Annotated in this window: 14 protein-coding genes and 2 pseudogenes; 13 read left to right on the forward strand and 3 right to left on the reverse strand. The window is 61.2% G+C overall.

Annotation, left to right across the window (positions count from 1 at the left end):
• The first annotated feature begins 230 nt into the window (after positions 1–230).
• The 13 genes and pseudogenes from C265_RS31015 to C265_RS33195 form a co-directional block, all read left to right on the forward strand.
• Positions 231–4,622 carry a PAS domain S-box protein gene (locus tag C265_RS31015; RefSeq protein WP_058698906.1) on the forward strand — a complete coding sequence of 1,464 codons (4,392 nt, stop codon included), beginning with the start codon at positions 231–233 and terminating at the stop codon, positions 4,620–4,622.
• A 157-nt stretch (positions 4,623–4,779) separates the two neighbouring features.
• Positions 4,780–5,964 carry a PleD family two-component system response regulator gene (locus C265_RS16450; RefSeq protein ID WP_010811944.1) on the forward strand — a complete coding sequence of 395 codons (1,185 nt, stop codon included), beginning with the start codon at positions 4,780–4,782 and terminating at the stop codon, positions 5,962–5,964.
• Between the two features lie 92 nt (positions 5,965–6,056).
• Entirely contained in the window at positions 6,057–7,274 is a 1,218-nt protein-coding gene (locus C265_RS16455) for an EAL domain-containing protein (protein WP_201025230.1), read from the forward strand.
• A gap of 194 nt (positions 7,275–7,468) precedes the next feature.
• A complete protein-coding gene (cheY, locus tag C265_RS16460) occupies positions 7,469–7,864 on the forward strand; it encodes a chemotaxis response regulator CheY (RefSeq protein WP_010811946.1) in 396 nt (131 codons plus the stop codon).
• Between the two features lie 496 nt (positions 7,865–8,360).
• Entirely contained in the window at positions 8,361–8,573 is a 213-nt protein-coding gene (locus tag C265_RS16465) for a hypothetical protein (RefSeq protein ID WP_010811947.1), read from the forward strand.
• 137 nt (positions 8,574–8,710) lie between these two features.
• On the forward strand, positions 8,711–8,935 hold the full coding sequence (locus C265_RS16470) for a hypothetical protein (RefSeq protein ID WP_144062254.1): 225 nt from the start codon (positions 8,711–8,713) through the stop codon (positions 8,933–8,935).
• Between the two features lie 662 nt (positions 8,936–9,597).
• Positions 9,598–10,125 carry an OmpH family outer membrane protein gene (locus tag C265_RS16475; RefSeq protein WP_010811949.1) on the forward strand — a complete coding sequence of 176 codons (528 nt, stop codon included), beginning with the start codon at positions 9,598–9,600 and terminating at the stop codon, positions 10,123–10,125.
• Positions 10,126–10,222: 97 nt separating this feature from the next.
• Complete coding sequence (locus C265_RS16480; RefSeq protein ID WP_010811950.1) at positions 10,223–11,914, forward strand: site-specific integrase; 1,692 nt, start codon at positions 10,223–10,225, stop codon at positions 11,912–11,914.
• A 903-nt stretch (positions 11,915–12,817) separates the two neighbouring features.
• A complete protein-coding gene (locus tag C265_RS16490; RefSeq protein WP_246840217.1) occupies positions 12,818–13,378 on the forward strand; it encodes a lysozyme inhibitor LprI family protein in 561 nt (186 codons plus the stop codon).
• A 22-nt stretch (positions 13,379–13,400) separates the two neighbouring features.
• Positions 13,401–13,667 carry a hypothetical protein gene (locus C265_RS16495; protein ID WP_010811952.1) on the forward strand — a complete coding sequence of 89 codons (267 nt, stop codon included), beginning with the start codon at positions 13,401–13,403 and terminating at the stop codon, positions 13,665–13,667.
• 410 nt (positions 13,668–14,077) lie between these two features.
• Positions 14,078–14,773 (forward strand): HD-GYP domain-containing protein, encoded by a 696-nt coding sequence (locus C265_RS31535; RefSeq protein ID WP_010811953.1) that lies wholly within the window; start codon positions 14,078–14,080, stop codon positions 14,771–14,773.
• A gap of 265 nt (positions 14,774–15,038) precedes the next feature.
• Positions 15,039–15,524: pseudogene (locus tag C265_RS16505) on the forward strand (Tn3 family transposase); the annotation flags it as partial.
• Between the two features lie 16 nt (positions 15,525–15,540).
• Positions 15,541–15,678: pseudogene (locus C265_RS33195) on the forward strand (DUF4158 domain-containing protein); the annotation flags it as partial.
• A gap of 542 nt (positions 15,679–16,220) precedes the next feature.
• Here C265_RS33195 and C265_RS16510 read toward each other — a convergent pair.
• Genes C265_RS16510 through C265_RS16520 form a run of 3 tightly spaced genes read right to left on the reverse strand, consistent with a single transcriptional unit; the run spans position 16,221 to position 20,042 of the window.
• Entirely contained in the window at positions 16,221–16,991 is a 771-nt protein-coding gene (locus C265_RS16510; protein WP_010811955.1) for an HpcH/HpaI aldolase/citrate lyase family protein, read from the reverse strand.
• A complete protein-coding gene (locus C265_RS16515) occupies positions 16,978–18,210 on the reverse strand; it encodes a type III PLP-dependent enzyme (protein WP_010811956.1) in 1,233 nt (410 codons plus the stop codon). The genes C265_RS16510 and C265_RS16515 overlap by 14 nt, the downstream gene beginning before the upstream one ends.
• The gene (locus C265_RS16520; protein ID WP_010811957.1) at positions 18,207–20,042 is read right to left on the reverse strand and encodes an IucA/IucC family siderophore biosynthesis protein; all 1,836 of its coding nucleotides are present in this window, start codon (positions 20,040–20,042) and stop codon (positions 18,207–18,209) included. The genes C265_RS16515 and C265_RS16520 overlap by 4 nt, the downstream gene beginning before the upstream one ends.
• Positions 20,043–20,068 lie beyond the last annotated feature (26 nt).

The raw sequence follows: 20,068 nt of genomic DNA on the forward strand, positions 1-20,068 counted from the left end.
AAGCAGGGCAAGACCTAGACCGGCACCCGACGAGAAACTTTAGATACGCAAGCACGCCGCGATCACCAGGAAGGCGAGCGCCCTGGCGAGCGATAGAGCCGGCTTGAGCAAATCACTCAAAGCACAAGAGCCATGTTGGCCAACATGGCCGCAGAAACAAGATGATCAGTTCTCCCATATCCGAGACACGAGTCGCTCAAATAGCAAAGCGCCGATATTACTTGCCAGGAATGGCACTTGTCATAGCGCTTTGGCTCGCGCTTGGAAGCGCTATTGGCTGGGATGCCGACTCCGAGATTCGCACAGCACAGCGCCAGACAGAGGCACTGATTGACGTGCTCGATGCACATACCACGCGACTGATGCGCGAGGCAGAACAACTGGCCAATCTGGTTGCATGGCAGGTTGAAAAACATGGGGTGCAGCTTCCCATGGATGCGTATGTTAAATCTAATCGAGTCAAACTAGACGTCTTCCTGCAGATAGCCGTCATTGACCGAGACGGCATCCTACGGTCATCCACGGTGCCGGACTTCAAACCGGTCGATCTCTCTGACCGTGAGCATTTTCGCGTCCATCTCGAAAATGGCAGCCGTGGACTATTTATTGGCAAACCTGTATTTGGCCGAGCCAGCGGTAAGCCATCGATTCAACTATCGCGCCGTGTTGAGAATGACAAGGGCGAATTTATTGGCGTGGTCGTTATATCGATGGACCCGGCGTATCTAACACAATTATACGATGACCTTCGGCTCGGCAATCACGGGCTGGTCGCGGTCCTTGGTGCGAATGACTATGTCATACGTGCTCGACGCGCCGGCCCCAAGGATACAGTCGGTACAATCGCGCCGGAGCATAGTGCTCTGCGTCAGGCGCTCAAGAACGCACAATCTGGATCCTATCAATCGAAGAGCTTTATCGATGGTATTGATCGCATCACCAGTTATAAAAAGCTACGGGATTATCCACTTTTTGTTGTCGTCGGATTTTCCAGATTTGAGTATTTAGCCTCGTTCCGAGCGCGCCGCGATTTTCTTTTGATCGCCGGTCTCATGATGACCGCGCTTATTCTCTTCGCAAGTGCTCGCCAAGTAACGCTATTGAGGCGTGTCGTCGTATCGGGTAATCAGGAGCGCGCGGCGAGAGAGCGCGAGGCGAAGAAAGCAGAACGCATAGACGCGCTGTTTCAAGCCATCCCCGATGTCGCCTTCGGTCTATCCCCCGAGGGCAAGTTGGACGGGCTTAACCAGCATTTCCTGAAACTGCTTGCGGTCTCTAAGGAAGCAATCTGGAATGCGACGCCAGACGATATAGCGGCGGCCTTCTTTCGTAGCGACCTTAGCGCCGACCGCCTTGCCAAGCAGGGGACCTTGGGAACTGCCCTGAACAGCCCCACGGGTGAACGTGAATGCCTGAATTTCCGGGTCAAGAGTCCTACTGCGCTTGTGTACGAGGTTCGTCTTGAATCCCGCCGAGGCGGTGGTAGGGTGGTGTTGATTCGCGATATCACGCTGCAGACGCGCGTTCGCGAGAGCGAACGTGACCTCGACATTACGCTTCATGCCATCAACGATGCTGTCATCTCCACCGATGAGCAGGGACGTATCAAGCGGATGAATCCGATGGCCGAGCAGCTAACTGGCTGGCCGAAGCAGGAGGCGCTAGCTCGCCCCCTTGGTGAAGTACTTCGAATCGTCGGTCCAGACGCCCAGCGGGAGGTAATGGACCCGGCACAGGAAGTACTCGGTACGGGTGTCGATCTGCACTGGGACGGTCAAAGACTGTCGGCCGCCAATAACAACATGCTTCGGGATGTCATGATCAGCGCTGCGCCGATCCGCGCCGAGGATGGCGATGTCCGGGGTGCCGTACTTGTGTTACGCGACGTGAGCCGCGAGCGCGCCAATGCTCGCGCGTTGGAGCTGAGCGAAACGCGATACCGCCAGCTTATCGAGCTCTTACCATACGCGGTCTTCGTCCAACGGGCGGGGCGGATCTGCTATGCCAATCCAAAAGCGGTGGAAACGCTCGGAGCGCCATCGCAAGCTTCCTTGCTGGAACGGGAGGTGCTCGGCTTTGTCCACTCGGATAGCCAGTGGCTCGTCCGAGACCGCATGCAGCAGCTCCAAGAAGCGAGGATAGCCGTGCCGACAGCCGAGGAAATATGGCTGAGACTCGATGGATCAATACTGCAATGCGAAGTGGCTGCCGCCCCATACGACTGGGATGAGGAACCTGCGGCGCTCGTGCTTCTTCAGGACATTAGCGCGCGAAAGAATGCGGAGGCGCAGCGCGACCGATTCTTCGAACTATCGCTCGATCTGCTCTGCATTGCAGGGATGGACGGCTATTTCAAGCGCGTCAATCCGGCATTCCAGCAGGTGCTTGGCTGGACAACACAGGAACTCTTAGACCGACCCTTTACGGAATTCATTCATCCCGATGATCTCGCAGCGACGCGCCGCGAGATCGAGCGGCACCTGGCCGGAAATCCTACCGAGCACTTCGAAAATCGCTATCTATGCAAGAATGGCACAGTTCGTTGGCTTGCCTGGAAAGCCGTGCGGGCCCCAGACGGCCTCATCTATGCTACCGCGCGCGACATTACGGCTAGCCGTAGGGTGCGCCAACAGCTGGAGCGAGCCAAGTCTGATGCCGAGTCGGCTTCAAGGGCCAAGAGTGCCTTCCTCGCGACGATGAGCCACGAAATCCGCACCCCAATGAATGGGGTCATCGGCATGGTTGAAGTGCTGGCTCAATCGCAGCTGTCCCACGATCAGTCGAATATTATCCGAACAATCCGAGAGTCGGCCGACTCGCTCTTGAGAATCATCGATGACATCCTCGATTTTTCGAAGATCGAGGCCGGCAAGATGGAGATTGAGCGAACCCCCATATCGATCCGTCATATAGTCGAGAGTTTATGCGGATCGTTGATGCCGGTTGCTGGAAAGGCGGGAGTGCGATTAACCAATTTTGTCTCGCCAGGGATTCCTGATGAAGTCTTGTCGGACGGCACTCGCCTCCGGCAACTGCTTTATAATTTGGTCGGTAATGCAATCAAGTTCTCCGGTGGTAGATCCGACCAAGCCGGACGCGTCGAAATTCGGGCAGAGACGGTCGGTAGTAACAGGGCCGCTATACAAGTTCGTTTCACCATCTCCGATAACGGTATCGGCATGTCCCAGGACACGCTGACCAATCTATTCACGCCATTTACACAAGGTGAAGTCTCAACAACGAGGCGATTCGGAGGGACCGGCTTGGGCCTTGCCATCTGTCATCGCCTCGTCGAGCTGCTGGAGGGTGACATATCGGTCTCCAGCCAGCCGGGTGAGGGCTCAGTGTTCAGCGCGACGTTGCCATTCGAGATGGCAGAACAACCCGCCCCGCCGTGTGATCCGGCATTACCTGGCATCGATTGTATTCTGGTCGAGAGCCGTCTATTTTCCGCTGAAGATCTTGGCACCTATCTCATTGACGCGGGCGCGAGCGTAAGGATTGTGCAAGCGTCTCCTGGCTCGCTAAGTAATGAAAGAACGCGCGATTCAATATTAGTACTCATCGATGATGGCATGAATGACGAATGTCATAAAAATGGCTATCTCGAGGATGAGGATGTCCATCGAGATGTTGGACGCGTGGTGATCGCGCGAACAAAAGAGCGAATTTCCCGTGCTGAAGATGCTAATGTAGTTTTTTTGGGAATTGAGATGCTGGGCTATTCGTCACTTCAGGAGGCCGTGGCAACGGCGGCCGGTCTGGCCTCCTGCCAGAAGACGTGCGGCGATAGCAGTCGCCAAGATAGACCCCCTGCCGGCCCCGAGGAAGGGGATGACTTGGAACCGCCAAAGTCCGGCTTGATCCTTGTCGCCGAAGACGATGCCATCAACCAGCAGGTCATTCTGCGTCAACTTGGCCTGCTGGGATATGCAGCCGAGCTGGCCAAGGATGGCAAAGAAGCTTTGCTGCTGTGGCGGAGTTGTCGATTCAGCCTGATTCTGACCGACCTCAATATGCCCGAGATGGACGGCTATGAATTGGCCACTGCTGTCCGGCAGGAGGAGGACCTTGGCTCGCGCATCCCTATCTTGGCGCTGACGGCGAACGCACTTCAGGATGAGATGACACGGGCCAAGGCGGTAGGCTTCGATGGATATCTGACCAAGCCCTTGCACCTGAATTTGCTGAGGGAAGCCCTGGAGCGGTCCCTGTCTAGCGTTGAAGCGCCTACGCCAGTGCCGCCAAAAGCAGAACAAGCATCGTGCAACAGCTATGCATCGCAGCTAAAGCTGTCGGTGTTGACCGACCTCGTTGGCGACGACCGCGACATCGTCAATGGCTTGCTCTCTGATTATCTGATCGCGTTGAGAGGGCAGACTAAGGATCTACGCCTGCATGCGAGTAACGGCAACGCCCGCCAGGTCAGCTTGATCGCCCACAAGCTGAAGTCCTCCTCTCGGTCAGTTGGAGCTCTGGCGCTGGGCGACCTGTGCGCGAAGCTGGAGAGCGCCGGGAAAGCAGAGAATTATGAAGAGATCGATCACTGCATGTCACAGGTAGAGACTGAAGTGCCACTCGTCGAAGCCGCCATCGATACTTGGTTGGGCCAGGAATCATGAACGCGCCACCGTCTCGCCGCGACCTTTCCCATGCATTTGAGATACCCATAAGTCAGAAAGTAGGAGAAATCATGGATTTTATAGTTGCCAAACTGCATGGCAGGCTGCCATACAGAACCCGCCGTGCGTTGCGGGTGCCAATCGCGAGGCGGGCATCATGAAGGGCAATCCACCCATCCTGGTGGTGACACCCGCGGTCGCTGATGCGGAGCTGGTTGCTGCCCTGCTGAGTGAAGAGTTCGACAACATCCGTGTCTCAACCAAGCCCGAGTTCGCCGTCAGCGACTTCGAGGAGCACCGGCCTGAGGTACTTGTCCTCGCTTTCGACAAGCTGGAGGATGCGGAACAGTATTATCGAGACCTCTTCCGTTTGAGCTCGGTTGCGCCCACCGTGCCACATCGCACGCTCGTCTTATGCACTGGCAGCGAGCTGTGGAAGGTCTATGAACTATGCAAGAATGCGCATTTTGATGACTACGTCCTATTCTGGCCAGCCACAAATGACGCGCCGCGGCTACGCATGGCTGTGCATCACGCCCTGCGACAAACGCGCCAGCCGCCGCCAGACACGGTGTCAGCCGGGCAGCTAGTCGCCTGCGCCAAGCAACTCGCCAGTTACGATGTCCAGCTTGACGACCAGGCTGCCGAGAGCAGAGAACGTATCGACCTCGCGACCCGTTCGCTCAGCCTAGCCGAGCAAGCCATCGCGAGGGAGCTCGATGGTTTTTTGCACAAGGTTCGCGCAATGCCGAGCACGAGAACCATGGTTACCGGTGATGCGTCGGATTTCCAGCGCACTATCGAGCAGTTGAAGGCCGAGGCAATCGGTAACCACTTGGCGTCCATCAGACACACCATGGAGGATATTCGGGAATGGCTTGGCAGTCTCTCGCTGCAAGCGGGGCCGCGGATCGAATCCGCTCACGCACTGAGAGAGCTTGCAGAGAAGTTCCAGCCGCTAGTGCTAGTGGTGGAAGACGATGAGTTTCAGCACGACCTGTTGCGCGAGCTCTTGCGCGGTGCAGGCTTCAGACTGGTATTTGCTACCACTGGGCTGGAGGCGACGGCCGGCCTGCGCCAGTATCGGCCCGACCTAGTGCTGATGGACATCGAGCTCCCGGATATCAGCGGCATTGAAGTGACGCGGAGGCTGCGCCGCTTGCCCTACATGACCGATGTGCCGGTGATCATGATCACGGGAAACAGCGAACGAAGCGTGGTGATCGAGTGTCTGAAGGCTGGCGCCACGGATTTTGCGGTCAAGCCATTCGACAAGATCAGTCTGATCGCCAAGATTAATAGCTCCCTGAGCAAGCTCGGCGTTGAAAGCGGCAAGTCCTGATCTCGCTTTGGAATCCGTCGGGGTTGGGCTGCACGGCAGCGCGTTGACGCGATCCATGGGCAGAGAAATTTGTGCGGATCGACCTAATAAACATGGAAAACGACATAGAACGAATGAAAGTGCTGGTGGTCGATGACGATCCGTTCGTCCTCAATTTATTGACTCGTCAATTGACGCAACTGGGCTTTCGGGACATTGTCGCGTTCGAGCGCGCGCCGGAGGCCCTGGCTCTGCTGGAGAAGGAATCGCGGTCGATCGGTTTAATTTTCAGCGACTTGCAGATGCCGGATATGGACGGCGTTGAATTCGTCCGGCATCTGGTGGCAGCCGGCTATGCGGGGGGATTGCTGCTGGTGAGCGGAGAGGATCCCCGTGTCATACAGAGCGCCCAGAAGCTTGCCAGGATCCGAGGGCTGCATGTCGTCGGGGCCTTGCGCAAGCCCGCTTCGGCAAGCCAACTGAAGGAGCAACTGCTGGGCAAGCCACTTGCCTCCGCTCAAACCGGTCCGACTGCTCAGCGTTGCCGCTTTCAAGCGGGAGAGCTGCGACGCGCGATTGATACCGGGGAGATCATCAACTATTACCAACCCAAAGTATCGTTGCAAACAGCGGCGCTGGTGGGTATGGAAGCGCTGGCGCGCTGGCAGCATTCCAGTGCGGGCTTGGTGGCCGCAGGGCAGTTCATCGAGTTGGCGGAAGAGGGCGGGTTCATCGCCGAACTAACACGTTCGGTCTTGACAAGCGCGTTACGTCAGGCACGGTTGTGGCAAGACGCAGGCATACCGTTGTCGGTAGCAGTCAATCTATCCATGGACAACCTGACTGCACTGGACCTCCCGGACTTCATTGAACACACAGCCGACCAATCGGGGATCTCCCTTTCCCGCCTGGTGCTAGAAATCACGGAGTCGCGGGTAATGGCCGAACCGATGCTGTCATTGGATGTGCTGACGCGTTTGCGGCTCAAGCGCATCTCGCTTTCCATCGACGATTTTGGCACTGGGTATTCATCTCTGGCACAGCTGCGGGATATCCCTTTCGATGAGATGAAGCTGGATGGGAGCTTCGTCCACGGAGCATGGAGGGAACCACCGCTACGCACGATTCTTGAGGCCACGCTGGGGATGGCACGTGAATTGGGGATCCATACCGTGGCGGAAGGCGTCGAGGACGTCCAGGACTGGCAATTTCTGAGGGCGAGCGGCTGCAATCTGGCTCAGGGCTATTTCATTGGTCGGCCGATGCCTGCCGGGGAAGTGGAAGCGTGGATCGCATCTTGGGAAGCGCGGCGTGCTGGCTTGACAGGCTAACTCTCGGTACCGTTCCACGCGCCGACGTCGCCTTCACGACGGGATGCATGGATTGGTACCGCAGTAGAGCGTCAGGGCATGGGCGTCAGATTGCTTTTTGGCGCGCCTAGCGAGGTTCGGCCGCAAGCCTGCATAATTAGTGGAGTAACAGGCACTAGGATTAGTGCATCCACAGCTGTTTTGGAGTCATTACCGTGGACACAAGCCTCAAGATCTTAGTGGTCGACGACTTCCCTACCATGCGTCGGATCATCCGCAGTCTGCTCAATGAGCTCGGCTTTTCGAATATCGAGGAAGCCGAGGACGGCGCGATCGGCTTGGAGAAGCTTCGGGATGGTCGATTCCAATTTGTTATTTCAGATTGGAATATGCCCAATATGGACGGCCTCACTATGCTGCAGACTATCCGCAGTGACCCGACGCTGGCCAAGCTGCCGGTGCTGATGGTGACAGCTGAGGCGAGGAAAGAGAACATCATCGCGGCGGCAAAGGCGGGGGCCAATGGTTATGTGGTCAAGCCGTTTACCGCGGCAACGCTGGAGGGGAAGATCACCAGGATTTTTGAAAAACTGGCCGCCGAAGGGTATTAGGAAGGTATTCTTGCGACAGGTCGCGCTTGAACACAGCATTTGCCCACCTTGAGTCCAGCAGCGCCGGAAGGGAGTAGCGTCGCGCACGCAGGCGGCACGATAAACGTGCCCTGGTCCAGCCGGTGGCGGACCATTGTTTTCAGCTGTTCAAGGACCGGTTATCCGCATCGACGCCCGTTGGCTAGGGCCGAGCCATCTATGTCGGTGCATGCGCTGATCGGAGGCGCGCTTGCTGCTGGTCTTCGCGCGGAGCACTCTCACCACGCAACGAGGTGTCCTCGCCGGTAACGGGTAGCGCTGCTGTCAAGGCGCTGGATTACAGAATCATAAACTGGCTGGGCCGAGGCGCGGCTCGCTGGCGAGGCGAGCGTTGGTTCGCCAGGCCCAACGAGGAAAGGTTGCCAAGCAGGTGTCTTGCGCTGCGTGCTAGGCTGTTGCGGGGCCCGTTCAATGAGCGACGGCCCGCGCTCGGGTGTCGATTGGAACGAGACCAACCATGTCTATCGAGAAGTATCGAGGATACATTATCGAGGGATTCGCAAAACCCGCAGGCAGCGGGGAATTTGCATCCCTGGGGCGCGTGACCAAAGATCGCCACGTCATCGTGGAGTCGGAGGTGCTCGGGCTCTACGAGAGAAACGAGGACGCACAGGGGCATGCGATTCTGTGGGCTCAGGATTACGTCGATCGGCTGGAGAACCCTCACTGAGCCTAGTTCAAGTGTTGACGCTCCAGTGGCACAATCACGCCACTAAGAAATAGGGAGTGCCCGTTATCATGCTGCGGTCCTGCGCCGAGTGAGCTATGGGGCAGCTATTGCGATGGATTGTGGAGGAGTACCGGGGGATGTACGTCCACGCGACCGCCTTCAAAGTTCAAGTCTCAGACGACGTTGGGGCGCCCGAGCAGATGTGGCGCTACATCGTGGCAATCGGACGCAACGCGGACCACACCGATTGGGAGTGCGGGCCGGAAGCCGATTTCGCCAGTTATTTAACGCGCGAGGCCGCTGAGCAGGCCGGACTGGAGATCGGGAAGCGTGTGATTGATGTCATTCAAGATTTGGGCTAAGTTCACGGCGTTATTCTCGGATAAGGGCAAAAATGGCAAATCATGCAGCCACGGACCTGGCGCAGCGGCTGGGTGAGATCGTCGTCGGCGACGTAGGCGACGGTCATGCCGATATGCAGGCCGGTGGCTCTCCAGGCTCATACTCCACGCTGGAGGGGAACGCCCTTTCGATGCGTGACATCACCTATTCGATTGATTTAAGATCAGACATGCGTCGAAGTTAATTGACCCTTCCAACGCACTCCCGACAAGCCGCCAAAACCTGGCGGCTTCTTTTTGTGCGTGCCCAGCACGTCACGCATCGATGCTGCGCAGCTGCGCAAGAAAAAAACGGGGTGATCTTTCCGTTAAAATCTGGCGGCATGGTCGGAATTTCTCTTTCAAATCAGCCGGTTGTAGCCATCTGGCCTTCTTGGGAGATCCCGTATAGACGTTGTCAGATAGGGCCTCGCGGGCCAGCGACCGACACATTTGCATGGAAAGTACTACAAGGGCGATTTGGAAGATCCTAGCAGGCGGGCGTCCAGGCTGACTTTTCTACCGGCGAGTTGACTTTGGGCGAAACAAAATTCCCATGGGGAAGAGAGGAGATGCGCTCCCATCGGCGGCGACAAGGCTCGCGGTTCCAGATTGCCACGGCGTGCTCACAGAGGCTCCGGTTCATGAAGACGTCAACCCCACTGCTCAAATCCCTGACCGCCGCGGGGTTGGCCGCTGTCGCGCTGTGCGCGACAGCGCCGGCGCAGGCGCAGCCAGCGCGCATCGCCGCTGTGAATTCCGAACGGCTTCTGCGCGACTCGCAGCCCGCCAAGCGGGCTCAAAACAAGCTTGCGCAGGAGTTTGATAAGCGCGACCGTGAACTGCAGGGCATGGCCCGTAAGAACCGCGCCCTGGCCGCCCAACTCGACACGGACGCCGGCGCGCTGTCTGATGCCGAGTGGCAGCGCCGCCAGCACGAGGTGGCCGAGATGGACCGCGAGCTCCAGCGCAAGCAGCAGGCCTTCCGAGAGGACCTGCAGCGGCGACACAACGAGGAGCTGGCCCGGCTGGCGAAGCGCGCCAACCGGGTGATTCGCCAGCTGGCCGAGCAGCGCGGTTACGACCTGGTCATACAGGAAGCGGTGTACGTGAATCCGCGCATCGACATCACCGAGGACGTCATGAAGGCGCTGAACGCCAGCAGCGAGTAAGAGCGAATCGTTCGAATCGTGCTGACAAAGGTGGCTATTGCGATAACTATTCTTATCGCAATAGCTGCATCGGTGCAATAAACTGGCAGACATGAAAATGCTGTCAGCCACCCCCCAGACCCATCCCGCGCCGCCTGACTTCCCCGATGCGGCATCGCTGGCCGCGCTACGCGCCTGGTACGAAGGGCTGTCCGCCCGCGACGCGGTGGTGCGCTACCTGGGCGAGCGCAAGGCCAGCGGCCAGTCCGCGCGCGGCATCCTCGGCCATATCCGGCGACAGTTGGCCGATTTCGCGTGCCGCCGGCAGCGCCATGACCTGGCCGCCTTGTTCGCACACGGCGCGGCTGAGCGAGTCGGGCGGGCGAAGGCCATCCACCAAGCGGTCGACTGGCTGCGCCGCTTGCCCTCGCCGCAGCCGCAGGTCGGCGACGACATCGGCGAGTGGCTGCCGCCTCGTGCCGTGGCGGCGCTGCGCGCCCACGGCATTGAGACGCTGGCGGACCTGACCGTGAGTATTCCGCGCCGGCGTCGCTGGTGGACGGCGGTGCCTGGCCTGGGCCCAGCGAGCGCCCGGCGCATCGAAGCCTTCTTCGCCGAGCATCCTGCGCTCACCGAGCGCGCCCGCGCGCTGATCGCCGCGGCGGACCGCGGGGTGATCGTGCCCTGGGAGCACCTGCGCCTGCCCAACGAAGTCGACGGCTCGTCCGGGACCTTCCGCGCCCCGCGGCAAACCTGCACCCTCAATGCCGACAACGACTACGAGGCCGTCCAGGCCTGGCTGGCGTTGCATGAGTCACCGGCCACCCAGCGGGCCTATCGCAAGGAAGCGGAGCGGCTGATCCTGTGGGCGATCGTCGAGCGCGAGCGTCCGCTGTCGTCGCTGACCACCGAGGACGCGATTGCCTATCGCACGTTCCTGCGCCGGCCGACACCCCACAAGCGCTGGGTGGGACTGCCCCGGCCACGCACCTCGCCCGAGTGGCGGCCGTTTGCGCAGGGCCTGTCGGCCCGCTCGACGGCCTATGCCTTGTCGGTGCTCGGGGCAATGTTCCGCTGGCTGATCCAGCAGCGGTACGTGCTGGCCAACCCGTTTGCAGGCATCAAGGTGCGCGGCAGCGCGCGGGCTGCGCCGCTGGATACGTCGCACGTGTTCACCGAAGGGGAATGGCTGCTGGTGCGCACGCTCGCCAACGGACTGGAGTGGTCCTACGGGTGGGAGGCGCCGGCGGCCCAGCGCCTGCGATTCCTGCTCGATTTCGCTTATGCGACCGGCCTGCGCGCCAGCGAACTCGTCAGCGCGACCCTTGGCCGTATTGAAATTGATCCCCATGGCAACCACTGGCTCAATCTGGTTGGCAAGGGCGCCAAGCCGGGCAAGGTGGCGCTGCCGCCGTTGGCGCGCGCAGCGCTCGACCGTTATCTGTTGGAGCGCGGCCTGCCAGCCACGCGAGCACGCTGGGACCCGCGTGCTCCGTTGATCGGCAGCCTCGGCCAGGACCCGGCCGGCGGCATCACCGGCACGCGCCTGTGGGCCGTGTTGCGGCGCTTCTTCAGGCAAGCGGCGGACCTGATCCAAGCCGACCATCCGATGGCCGCCGAGAAGCTGCGACAGGCCAGCCCACACTGGATGCGCCACACCCATGCGACCCATGCGCTGGCGCGCGGCGCGGAATTGACGACGGTCCGGGACAATCTCCGGCACGCGTCCATCTCGACGACCTCAATCTATCTGCACGGCGACGAGGTGAAACGGGCACGCCAAATCGGGGCGGCGTTCTCCGCTCCCTAGCGACTTGGTGGTGGGCCAATTGGGGGTGGTCAGCGAATCCTTGCTTATATCGAAATGAGGTAGTCCTTTTCTTTCAATATAACCGCAAAGCTTATGATAGCGAACGGGCTGTATCTTGGCATGACCCCTTGTTCAACTGAGGCCGCCCGGCCGGCCAACACGGTCCCCGCCATGCCATGGTCAACCACGCCCAGCGCCGGAAGTCTCCTGCGCGCGATGCGCAAATGTCTAGGCCCGCGCGGCGCGCCATACCGCACGAAGGGCGGGAACACCTAGTTGAAGCTTTCTTGCAGATGGCAGACGAAATCGTCGCGGCCGCGCGCCGGCGGTCAGGCCAGTGCCCAGTGCACTGCCGAAGTTCGGGCACGGCGTCTTATCAGTAAAGCCCGTACGCGAGGCCCCTTGCGCAGTCCTTCTCGAAGTCGAACCACGCCGGGGCGTCTCGTACAGCACGCGATCTAGCTCTTCGAAGAGCATTCTGGAGGTTGATCGGCTCCGGTAGATGCGCATGCGCGCCTCCTCGGCAGCGCCTCCGCGCTCGTGCGCGCGAACGAAAGTGAAGCCTTTTGGGCGAGTATCATCGTGTCCATCTTCGACACGTTCATCTCCAGCCCCTACGACTCGGCACTGGTGCAGGACGCGGTCGCGGCTGACGAGGACGAGCTGACTCTACCAGTGGTTGCGCGCCGACTAGGCCAACATCCTGGCGGCCACGCGGGGCCTGTCGGGCGAGCAGGTCACACAGGCCTGGAGCAAGAGTAATTGCAGCAGAGCCCACCCCGCGCTGTTCGGGGGCGTGGCGGGCGCGCGGCTGGATCGCAGGTTGTCCCGCGATTTCGTGGAAGGCGCGCTGGGCGGCATGGGCTGTGGATGATGGCATCGCCGTTATGCAGTTGGCTGCCGATGACAGCCAAGGGCAGTCCCGACAGTCGACCGGGATTCGCCATTATGCGCTGCAGCGCAATGGCGAATCTTGGCAGCTCGCAAAGCGAGGATGGGCGTGGAGCAACGATCATGACGATGACATGCCGCGCGCTGAGGCCGCGACGCCTGGTGTTTGTGGGGGTATTACTGCTAGGTGCGGTGCTGCAATCAGCATTCGCCGCGCAGACGGCCATGGATCTGTACAGGCAATGCCGCGACAAGGCCACCACGGCGCTGCAGCGCCAGTGCTTTCCCGCCGCGATTCGGCAGTCAGAGATCGAGCTAACCGCTGCTGAAAAATTGGCGCGCGCGAATTTGGAGGAGTTGGAAGCCATCAGTCCGGGCAGTCGATCCGTGCATCCTGTGCGCGCCTTTGATGAGGCTACACGCGCGTTCCGGACCTTCCGAGAGGCCGAGTGGCGGCGGGTCTTGACCTCCTATGGGTCCGGCACTGGTGGCGACTTGGCTGCATCCGAGACCGTGATTCGCATGAACCTCGAGCGGGTGGATGCACTGACCGACGAAGCGGCAACGCGCTGACTTGGGCGATGTCTGGAGCGTCATGCATTTCGTGCATGCAAAGTGCCATCGAGAAACAGCTGCAAGTCGCGCCGAAGCCGCGCTGGCCAACTGGCAGGCTGCCTCGGCGGCCGCAGCCACGGATCTCGCCGCCCTGCGCGCTGAAGCGCGCCACCAGGCGCACGCAGCTGAGACCGCGCGCGACCAGGCCGCAGCCGAATGCGAAGCCTCCCAGCAGGCGCCGTCGGCTGTCACGCGCTGGAAGCCGTCCGCGCGCAGCTTGCCGAACTCCAGGAACACTGTCAGCTGAACGCCGCGCCATGCCGCGACCGATGTCCGCCTGCAGGAGGCCCGTAGGCAACTGGCCGAGCGGCGCGTCGGCTCACGGACACCCGGGCCGAATTCGGTGCCCAGCTGGATTGGGAGCGGCAACGCGAGGGGTCCGCGCTGCGAACTGCTTTTAATGGAGGTTTCTCCAATGAATTCTGACGAATCGCATATCGCTGGCGGGCCGGTGTCGACACGTTGCGCCAAGTGTGCGGCGAACGAAGCGATACTATTCTCATGCAGATGACTAGTAACTGACAGCCTCCATTGCTAGACTCCACTTTCTCAATGCGAGTGGTGGGTAGCAGGTGCCTGCTCTACGAACGCGTAAAATGCGGAAGATAACGGGTACCGAAATACTGCCAGACAAAGTATTTGGCAAAACTAGACAAGATGAATTACCGAGCCATTCTCACGCTTGCAAGCTTGACGCTTGCAAGCTGTATGCGCCATCCGGACGCGTCAGGCCATCTTATTCGTACTTCGCTCATTGCGAGTTGCCTCGCCAGCATAATGGGGCTGGATGTCGTCGACCAAGAATACATCCGCCTTGCAACGCCAGTTCATGACCTGGGTAAGTTGGCCATTCCGGATCATGTGCTGCTCAAACCGGGGAAGCTGGATCCTGAGGAACGGCGCATTATGGAGCGGCATTCGGGGATTGGGGCCGAGCTGCTCACCGGTAGTCTCCATGAATTGCATCAGTATGCATCCGTGATTGCCAGGCATCACCACGAGCACTTTGACGGCAGCGGATACCCCGACTGCCTCGCTGGCCAGAGCATCCCCTTGCCCGCACGTGTCGTTGCAGTGGCGGATGCGTTTGATGCGATGACTGAGGCTCGCTGCTATCGCGCGTCGATGACGGAGATGGCTGCGAAAGCCATTATCTCGGCAGGAAGCGGCACGCATTTTGATCCGGCCGCTGTCCATGCATTCTTGGAGGGATTTTCCAGCATCATGCGCGCCCGCCGGGCAGCAAATGAAATATTGTCGCTCGGAAGCGAGGCTGCAGTTGTTGCTCAGTTCTATGGACTCACTCGCCGAGATTTCCCCGGACTACGCGATCAATGGCGGACCACTTCGTGAGCCCGTTCGTCCGAGCAACGAGGGCACTCCGAGGAAAACTGACTTTTCAGCAAGCTCGGGTGTTCATTTCCTGCCTGGTTTACAACGCTGCGCGGGCGTTCTGCAGCACGGCGGCCTTTGGGCCATAGTGGCTGCCCAGGCGGCGAGGTGATGCGCATCAACGGGCTATACAAGGCTGAGTTGATCCCATTCTCTCACGGCTCGTTCAGGTACTTCAGCAGGAGCGCGTGCGGACGACACGACTGAGTTCGCGGAATGCAAAGATGAGCTGTGCGCACTGTCCGAACTCCGGAACCGCCTCCGCTCCGGCGACATCTGGGTCCAGGGTTCTCGACAGTTCAAGGACTTCGACGAGTACCTGCTGCCCGACGAGAAGTTCGTCGCACTCAGAGATAACCGGTTGCTGCCGCTGCCCATCTTCACGGATTGCGACTGCTACCTGAATGAGCGGCGCCGGCTTCTGGAAATGAAGCTGGAAACCGTCAACCGGTTGGCCGCCGCCAACAAGCTGCCGGACGCGATCATCACTCAGTCGGGCCTGAAGATCTCGCCGCTCGATGCGGCCGTCCCGATGGAAGCGCAGACCCTGATTGACCGGACCGCGCTGATGCTGCCGCGCGTCAAGATTACGGAGCTGCTGATGGAGGTCGACGGGTGGACCGGCTTCACCCGCCATTTCAAACACCTGAAGACCGGTGAGCCTGCGGCCGACAAGACGCTGCTGCTCACGACCATTCTCGCCGACGCAATCACATAGTACCGGCGATCGTACTGTACTTTCCACCACCGAGCGAAAGAGCCTGCTCTCATTTCCGGACACTGACGAAGAACTTATCCGTCACTACACGCTCAATGAATCGGACCTTGCGCTGATCCGGCAGCGCCGGGGCGCCGCGAATCGGCTCCGGCCATGGTCTGCAGGTGCGCGACGACCTCGGTATCGATGAGTTCATCCAACTAAACCGGCAGGTCTCGTATAAGGCCTGTGTGCGATTGCTATTGAGTGGCACGATGACACGCGATAGCACTCCTGCAATGTTGAGGTCGTAGCTTGCCGATTTGAAAGTGGAGACGCCTGTGGTGGCGAAGTCCTGTTTGACCAAGGCCCCACACATTTGCTCTGGTGACATGTGGCCCTCAGTGTCGTCGCGCAAGATTCTCAGGACAAGCAGGCGCGCTTCCGTCGGTGGAAGGCCTCTGCGACTCAATCGCATTTTCAGTAGTGCATCCGGGTCATTGCGCGCAGCCGCATTGCGATTCTCTGACCAGTCTGAAGCAGGCGAGGAGCCACGGTGACTGCGTGGCGCGTGACTGGGCTGCGGTACGTTCATTAGCATGAACGTCTCCATATCGCGGGAGCAATTAGCATAGTGCACCCAATAGTTATTCACCATCAGCGGCAGCGCTACTGGCCAGGCTGGTGCGGCACGCGCGCCCAATCGGGCGCTCAGGTTTCACGCCGATAGCCCGCCACCAACTGCTTCATAGCCCGGAACGCCGTGGCGCGGTCGTCGCCGAGCAGGAAGGCGTGGACGCCCTGTTCGCGCCAGTGTTTGCATTGCCCTGAAGCGCGCGGAATCGCACAGAACGGCACGCCACGTGCTTGGCAGGCTTGCACAATGCGCCGGATTGCTGCCTGCACCGAAGGATGCTGCGCGTCAGCGGGCACACCAAGGCTTTGCGACAGGTCGATGGCGCCTTCCAGCACCATGTCAATGCCCGGCACGGCGACGATCTCGTCGATGGCATCGACACCCTCTCGGTCCTCGATCATGGCCACCACCATCAGCTCACGGTTGGCCTGCTCGAAGTACTGCGGCAACGTTAGCGTGCCGAAGCCGGTGGTCCGGCCCCCGGTGATGCCGCGCGTGCCGAGCGGGTGATAGCGCGCGCTGTCGACTGCCAGCTCGGCCTCCGCCCGGCTGCGCACGTGCGGCACCACGATGCCTTGCGCGCCGGCATCCAGCACGCGCAGGATGATGTCCGGCGCCGCGCATGGCACGCGTACCAGGGCGGTGGTGCCGGCGCATTCCGCGGCGCGGATCATGTTTTCCAGCGTTTGCGGGTTCACGCCGACGTGTTCGAGGTCCAGGATCACGAAGTCAAAGCCGGCGTAGCCGATCATTTCTGTCATCAGCGGCAAGGGCAGCGAGTTGATCAGCCCGAACACATCGCGCCCGGCCGCGAGCGCGGCCTTCAGCCGGTTAGGCTGCAGCATGGGCATCCTCCGCGGGCAGGTAGCAGTGGTGCGGGTGCGGGTGGCGCAGGAAGTCATGATGCGAGATGTGCCAGGCGTAGGCGCCGGCATATGGGAACACCACCATGTCGCCGGCGCGTATCCTTGCCACCGGCGCGTCGTGAGCGAGGATGTCCTTCGGGGTACAGAGCTGCCCGACCACACTGACCCGTGCGTCCTGCACGCCGGGGCGGGAAAACGGATAGCGCCACGATTCTACCGGCAGCACGCGGAACGGGTGGCTGTGCCCCTGCGCGTACGGCGTGCGGAAGTGGTGCGTGCCGCCGCAGGCGACCACGAAGGTGCGATCGAAGGCGTGCTTCACGTCGATCACTTCCATCGCGTAGTAGCCGCAGAAGGCCGTGATATAGCGACCGCATTCGAAGCGCACGGCCAACCCGTCGCGCTGCGCCGACAGCGCCGGGAGGCCTGCGGCAAAGGCTGCCCAGTCGAACTGCCGTTCGGGCTCGCGGTAGTTGACGCCAACGCCGCCGCCGACGTTGACCTGGTCCAGCGCATCGAGCCCGTACTCCGCGCGCCAGCGCCTGACCTGCTGCAGGTAGGCGCCGAGCAGACGCAGGTGCGCGGCGGCGTCGAGCTGGTGCGACATCAGGTGAAAATGGAAGCCGCGCACCCGGATCTCCGGATGCGCGCGCAGCCACGCCAGGCAGTCCGGCAACTGGTCGCCGGCGATGCCAAACGGCGTGGGTTTGCCACCCATCATCAGCGTGGTGGCCTGCAGGCCTTCGATGGCAAGGTTGACGCGTAGCAGCACCGGCGCGGTGACGCCGCGCTCGCGCGCGAGCCAGGCCAGCCGTTCGAGTTCATGCAGGCTTTCCACATGCAGCGCCTCGACGCCGAGATCGAGCGCGCTGGCCAGTTCCGCATCGGTCTTGCCGGGGCCGCTGAAGATCAGCGGCACCTCGGCAAAGTGCTCGCGCACCCAGGCTAGTTCGCCGCCGGAAGAGATTTCGAAGCCGTGCGCGAGCGGCGCCAGCGTCTGCAGGATCGGCAGGTCGGAGTTGGCCTTGATCGCGTAGAACAACTCGAAACCCGGCGGCAGGCTGCGCGCCGTGGCCGCGGCGTGGCGCCGCAGCGCCTCCAGGTCGTAGACGTAGGTGCAAAGTGGGGCGCTGGCCTCGGCAAGCACGTCGTGCAGGTGGGCGGCAACGCGCGTCCAGCGCAGTTCGGGGGCGGTCATTGCCATGCGGCCTCCACGCCGGCAAAAGGAATGGGATTGGTGACAGGCACGTAGGTGGAAGCGCGGTCGGCGCGCTGGAAGAAGCGGTTGCTGAAATTGGTCTTGGCCGGGAAGGGGCTGCCGGCCAGCAGTCCGTTGACGCGCCGGGCCGAGGCCGCATTGCCGTAGCGATGCTGGTAGGTATGCAGATGATGGCGCACCACGGACCATAGCCGTGTGGTCATGGACGGCCTGCCGGCACCGAGCTGGGCGATGACTTCGCACAGGTTGTTGACGAACAGGCAATAGGCCACGCGGTTCCAGCCTTGTTCTTCGTCATACCACAAGGACGCCTGCGCGCGTTCGCTGAGCCCGGGCATGGAAGACGCGGGATGGCGCGAGGGCGTCAGCTTCACCCCCTCGAAGTCGCGCAGGAAGAGCTGCGCGGGCAGGCCCTGGCGCAGGCCGAGCACCACGTTCTGCAGGTGCGGTTCGAAGATCACGCCGTGCGCGAAGAAGAGGTGGAAGACCGGATAGAGCAGTTGCGACACATAGGCGGAGAACCAGCGTTCAGTCGTGACATCCGCAGGCGTCCCCGCCTGCGCGGCGAGCTCCGTCAGGAGCCGCTGCACGCGCGCTTCGCCGTAGTAATGGTTGCCGAACAGTGAGCCAGCCAGCAGGGGCACGCAGTCAGGCGTGCGCAGCGTATCCACGCTCTGGCGCAGGATCAGGCCGAAGCCTTCGATGACCTGGCGATTCTTCTCGATATCGGCGTCCCTGAGGTCGACCGACAGGAACGCCGGCTCCTCCATCAGCGCCAGGCCCGGGAACAGTCGTCCAAGGTCCGGCAGCAGCGGCCGCAGCACGCGGTTGACGTGCATGGCGCTCTCCAGCTCGTACCAGGCGTTCTTGCGCACGCAGTTGGTAATGCGGATGTTCAGCGACAGCTTGTAGAAGTACGGATTGCCGGGCTGGTACAGGGTCCGGATCGACGAGGTCGGAAAGAAGTCCGCGCCCTGCGTGCCCAGGTCCTGCATGCGGCCGCTCGCCAGCGCATCGCGCACCAGCGGATGCTCGCGCAGGTAGTCCGACTGCCAGGGGTGGACCGGCACCGCCACGCGATCGGCGGATACTGCCGGGGCATTCGCCGCGATCAGCTGGTCGCAGCTGGCGTCGAGCAGGGACTGCTGCGCGATGTCATCGCGCGGCACCGCGAACCACGCCAGCGGAAAGCGGGTGCGCAGCTCCGGCGAGTAGCGCAGCAGGTCATCATCGGAGAAGCCTTGCCGGCTCTTCGGCGTGGGGTGGAACGGATGGCCGAAGGTCAGCGATTGCTCGGAATCGATATAGGCCTCCACCGAATCGGCCGGGATCGTGGCGGGCACCGGCACGGACAGCACTTCCGTGCTGACGGCGACGCTATTGCGGATCTGCTCCATCAGCTCAATATTGGGCGGCAGCTCGTGCTGCTGCGCCATTTCGCGCAACAGCAGCGCGGCCAGCGCTTCCCAGTCGAGCAGTGCCCACGGCTTGTTCTCGGCCTTGTGGAACATCGGCGACAGATAGCGGTAGTTGCCGGTCAGCCAGGCACCGCCGACCACGGCCAGCAGACGGTCGTGGATATGCGGCAGCTGCACTTCCAGAACCTGGGCCGGCTCGCGCAGCAGCATCATGGCGATCGTCGCGGGCCAGTCATTCTGCCCGGCGGGCGGGCCGACGCGCAGCTGGCCGGCGGGCGCCGCGACCTCGCGGCAGTAGCAGTTCAACAGCGTTTCCTGGCAGCGACGCGCGGCAGCCAGTTCCGCCAGCAGGCGGCGCGCGCCGGTAGCTTCCATCTTGGTTTGCACTTGCATTGTCTTGTGACCTCGTTCTCGGGAGC

It is taken from the genome of Cupriavidus sp. GA3-3 (assembly GCF_000389805.1).
Classification (GTDB): Bacteria; Pseudomonadota; Gammaproteobacteria; order Burkholderiales; family Burkholderiaceae; genus Cupriavidus; species Cupriavidus necator_D.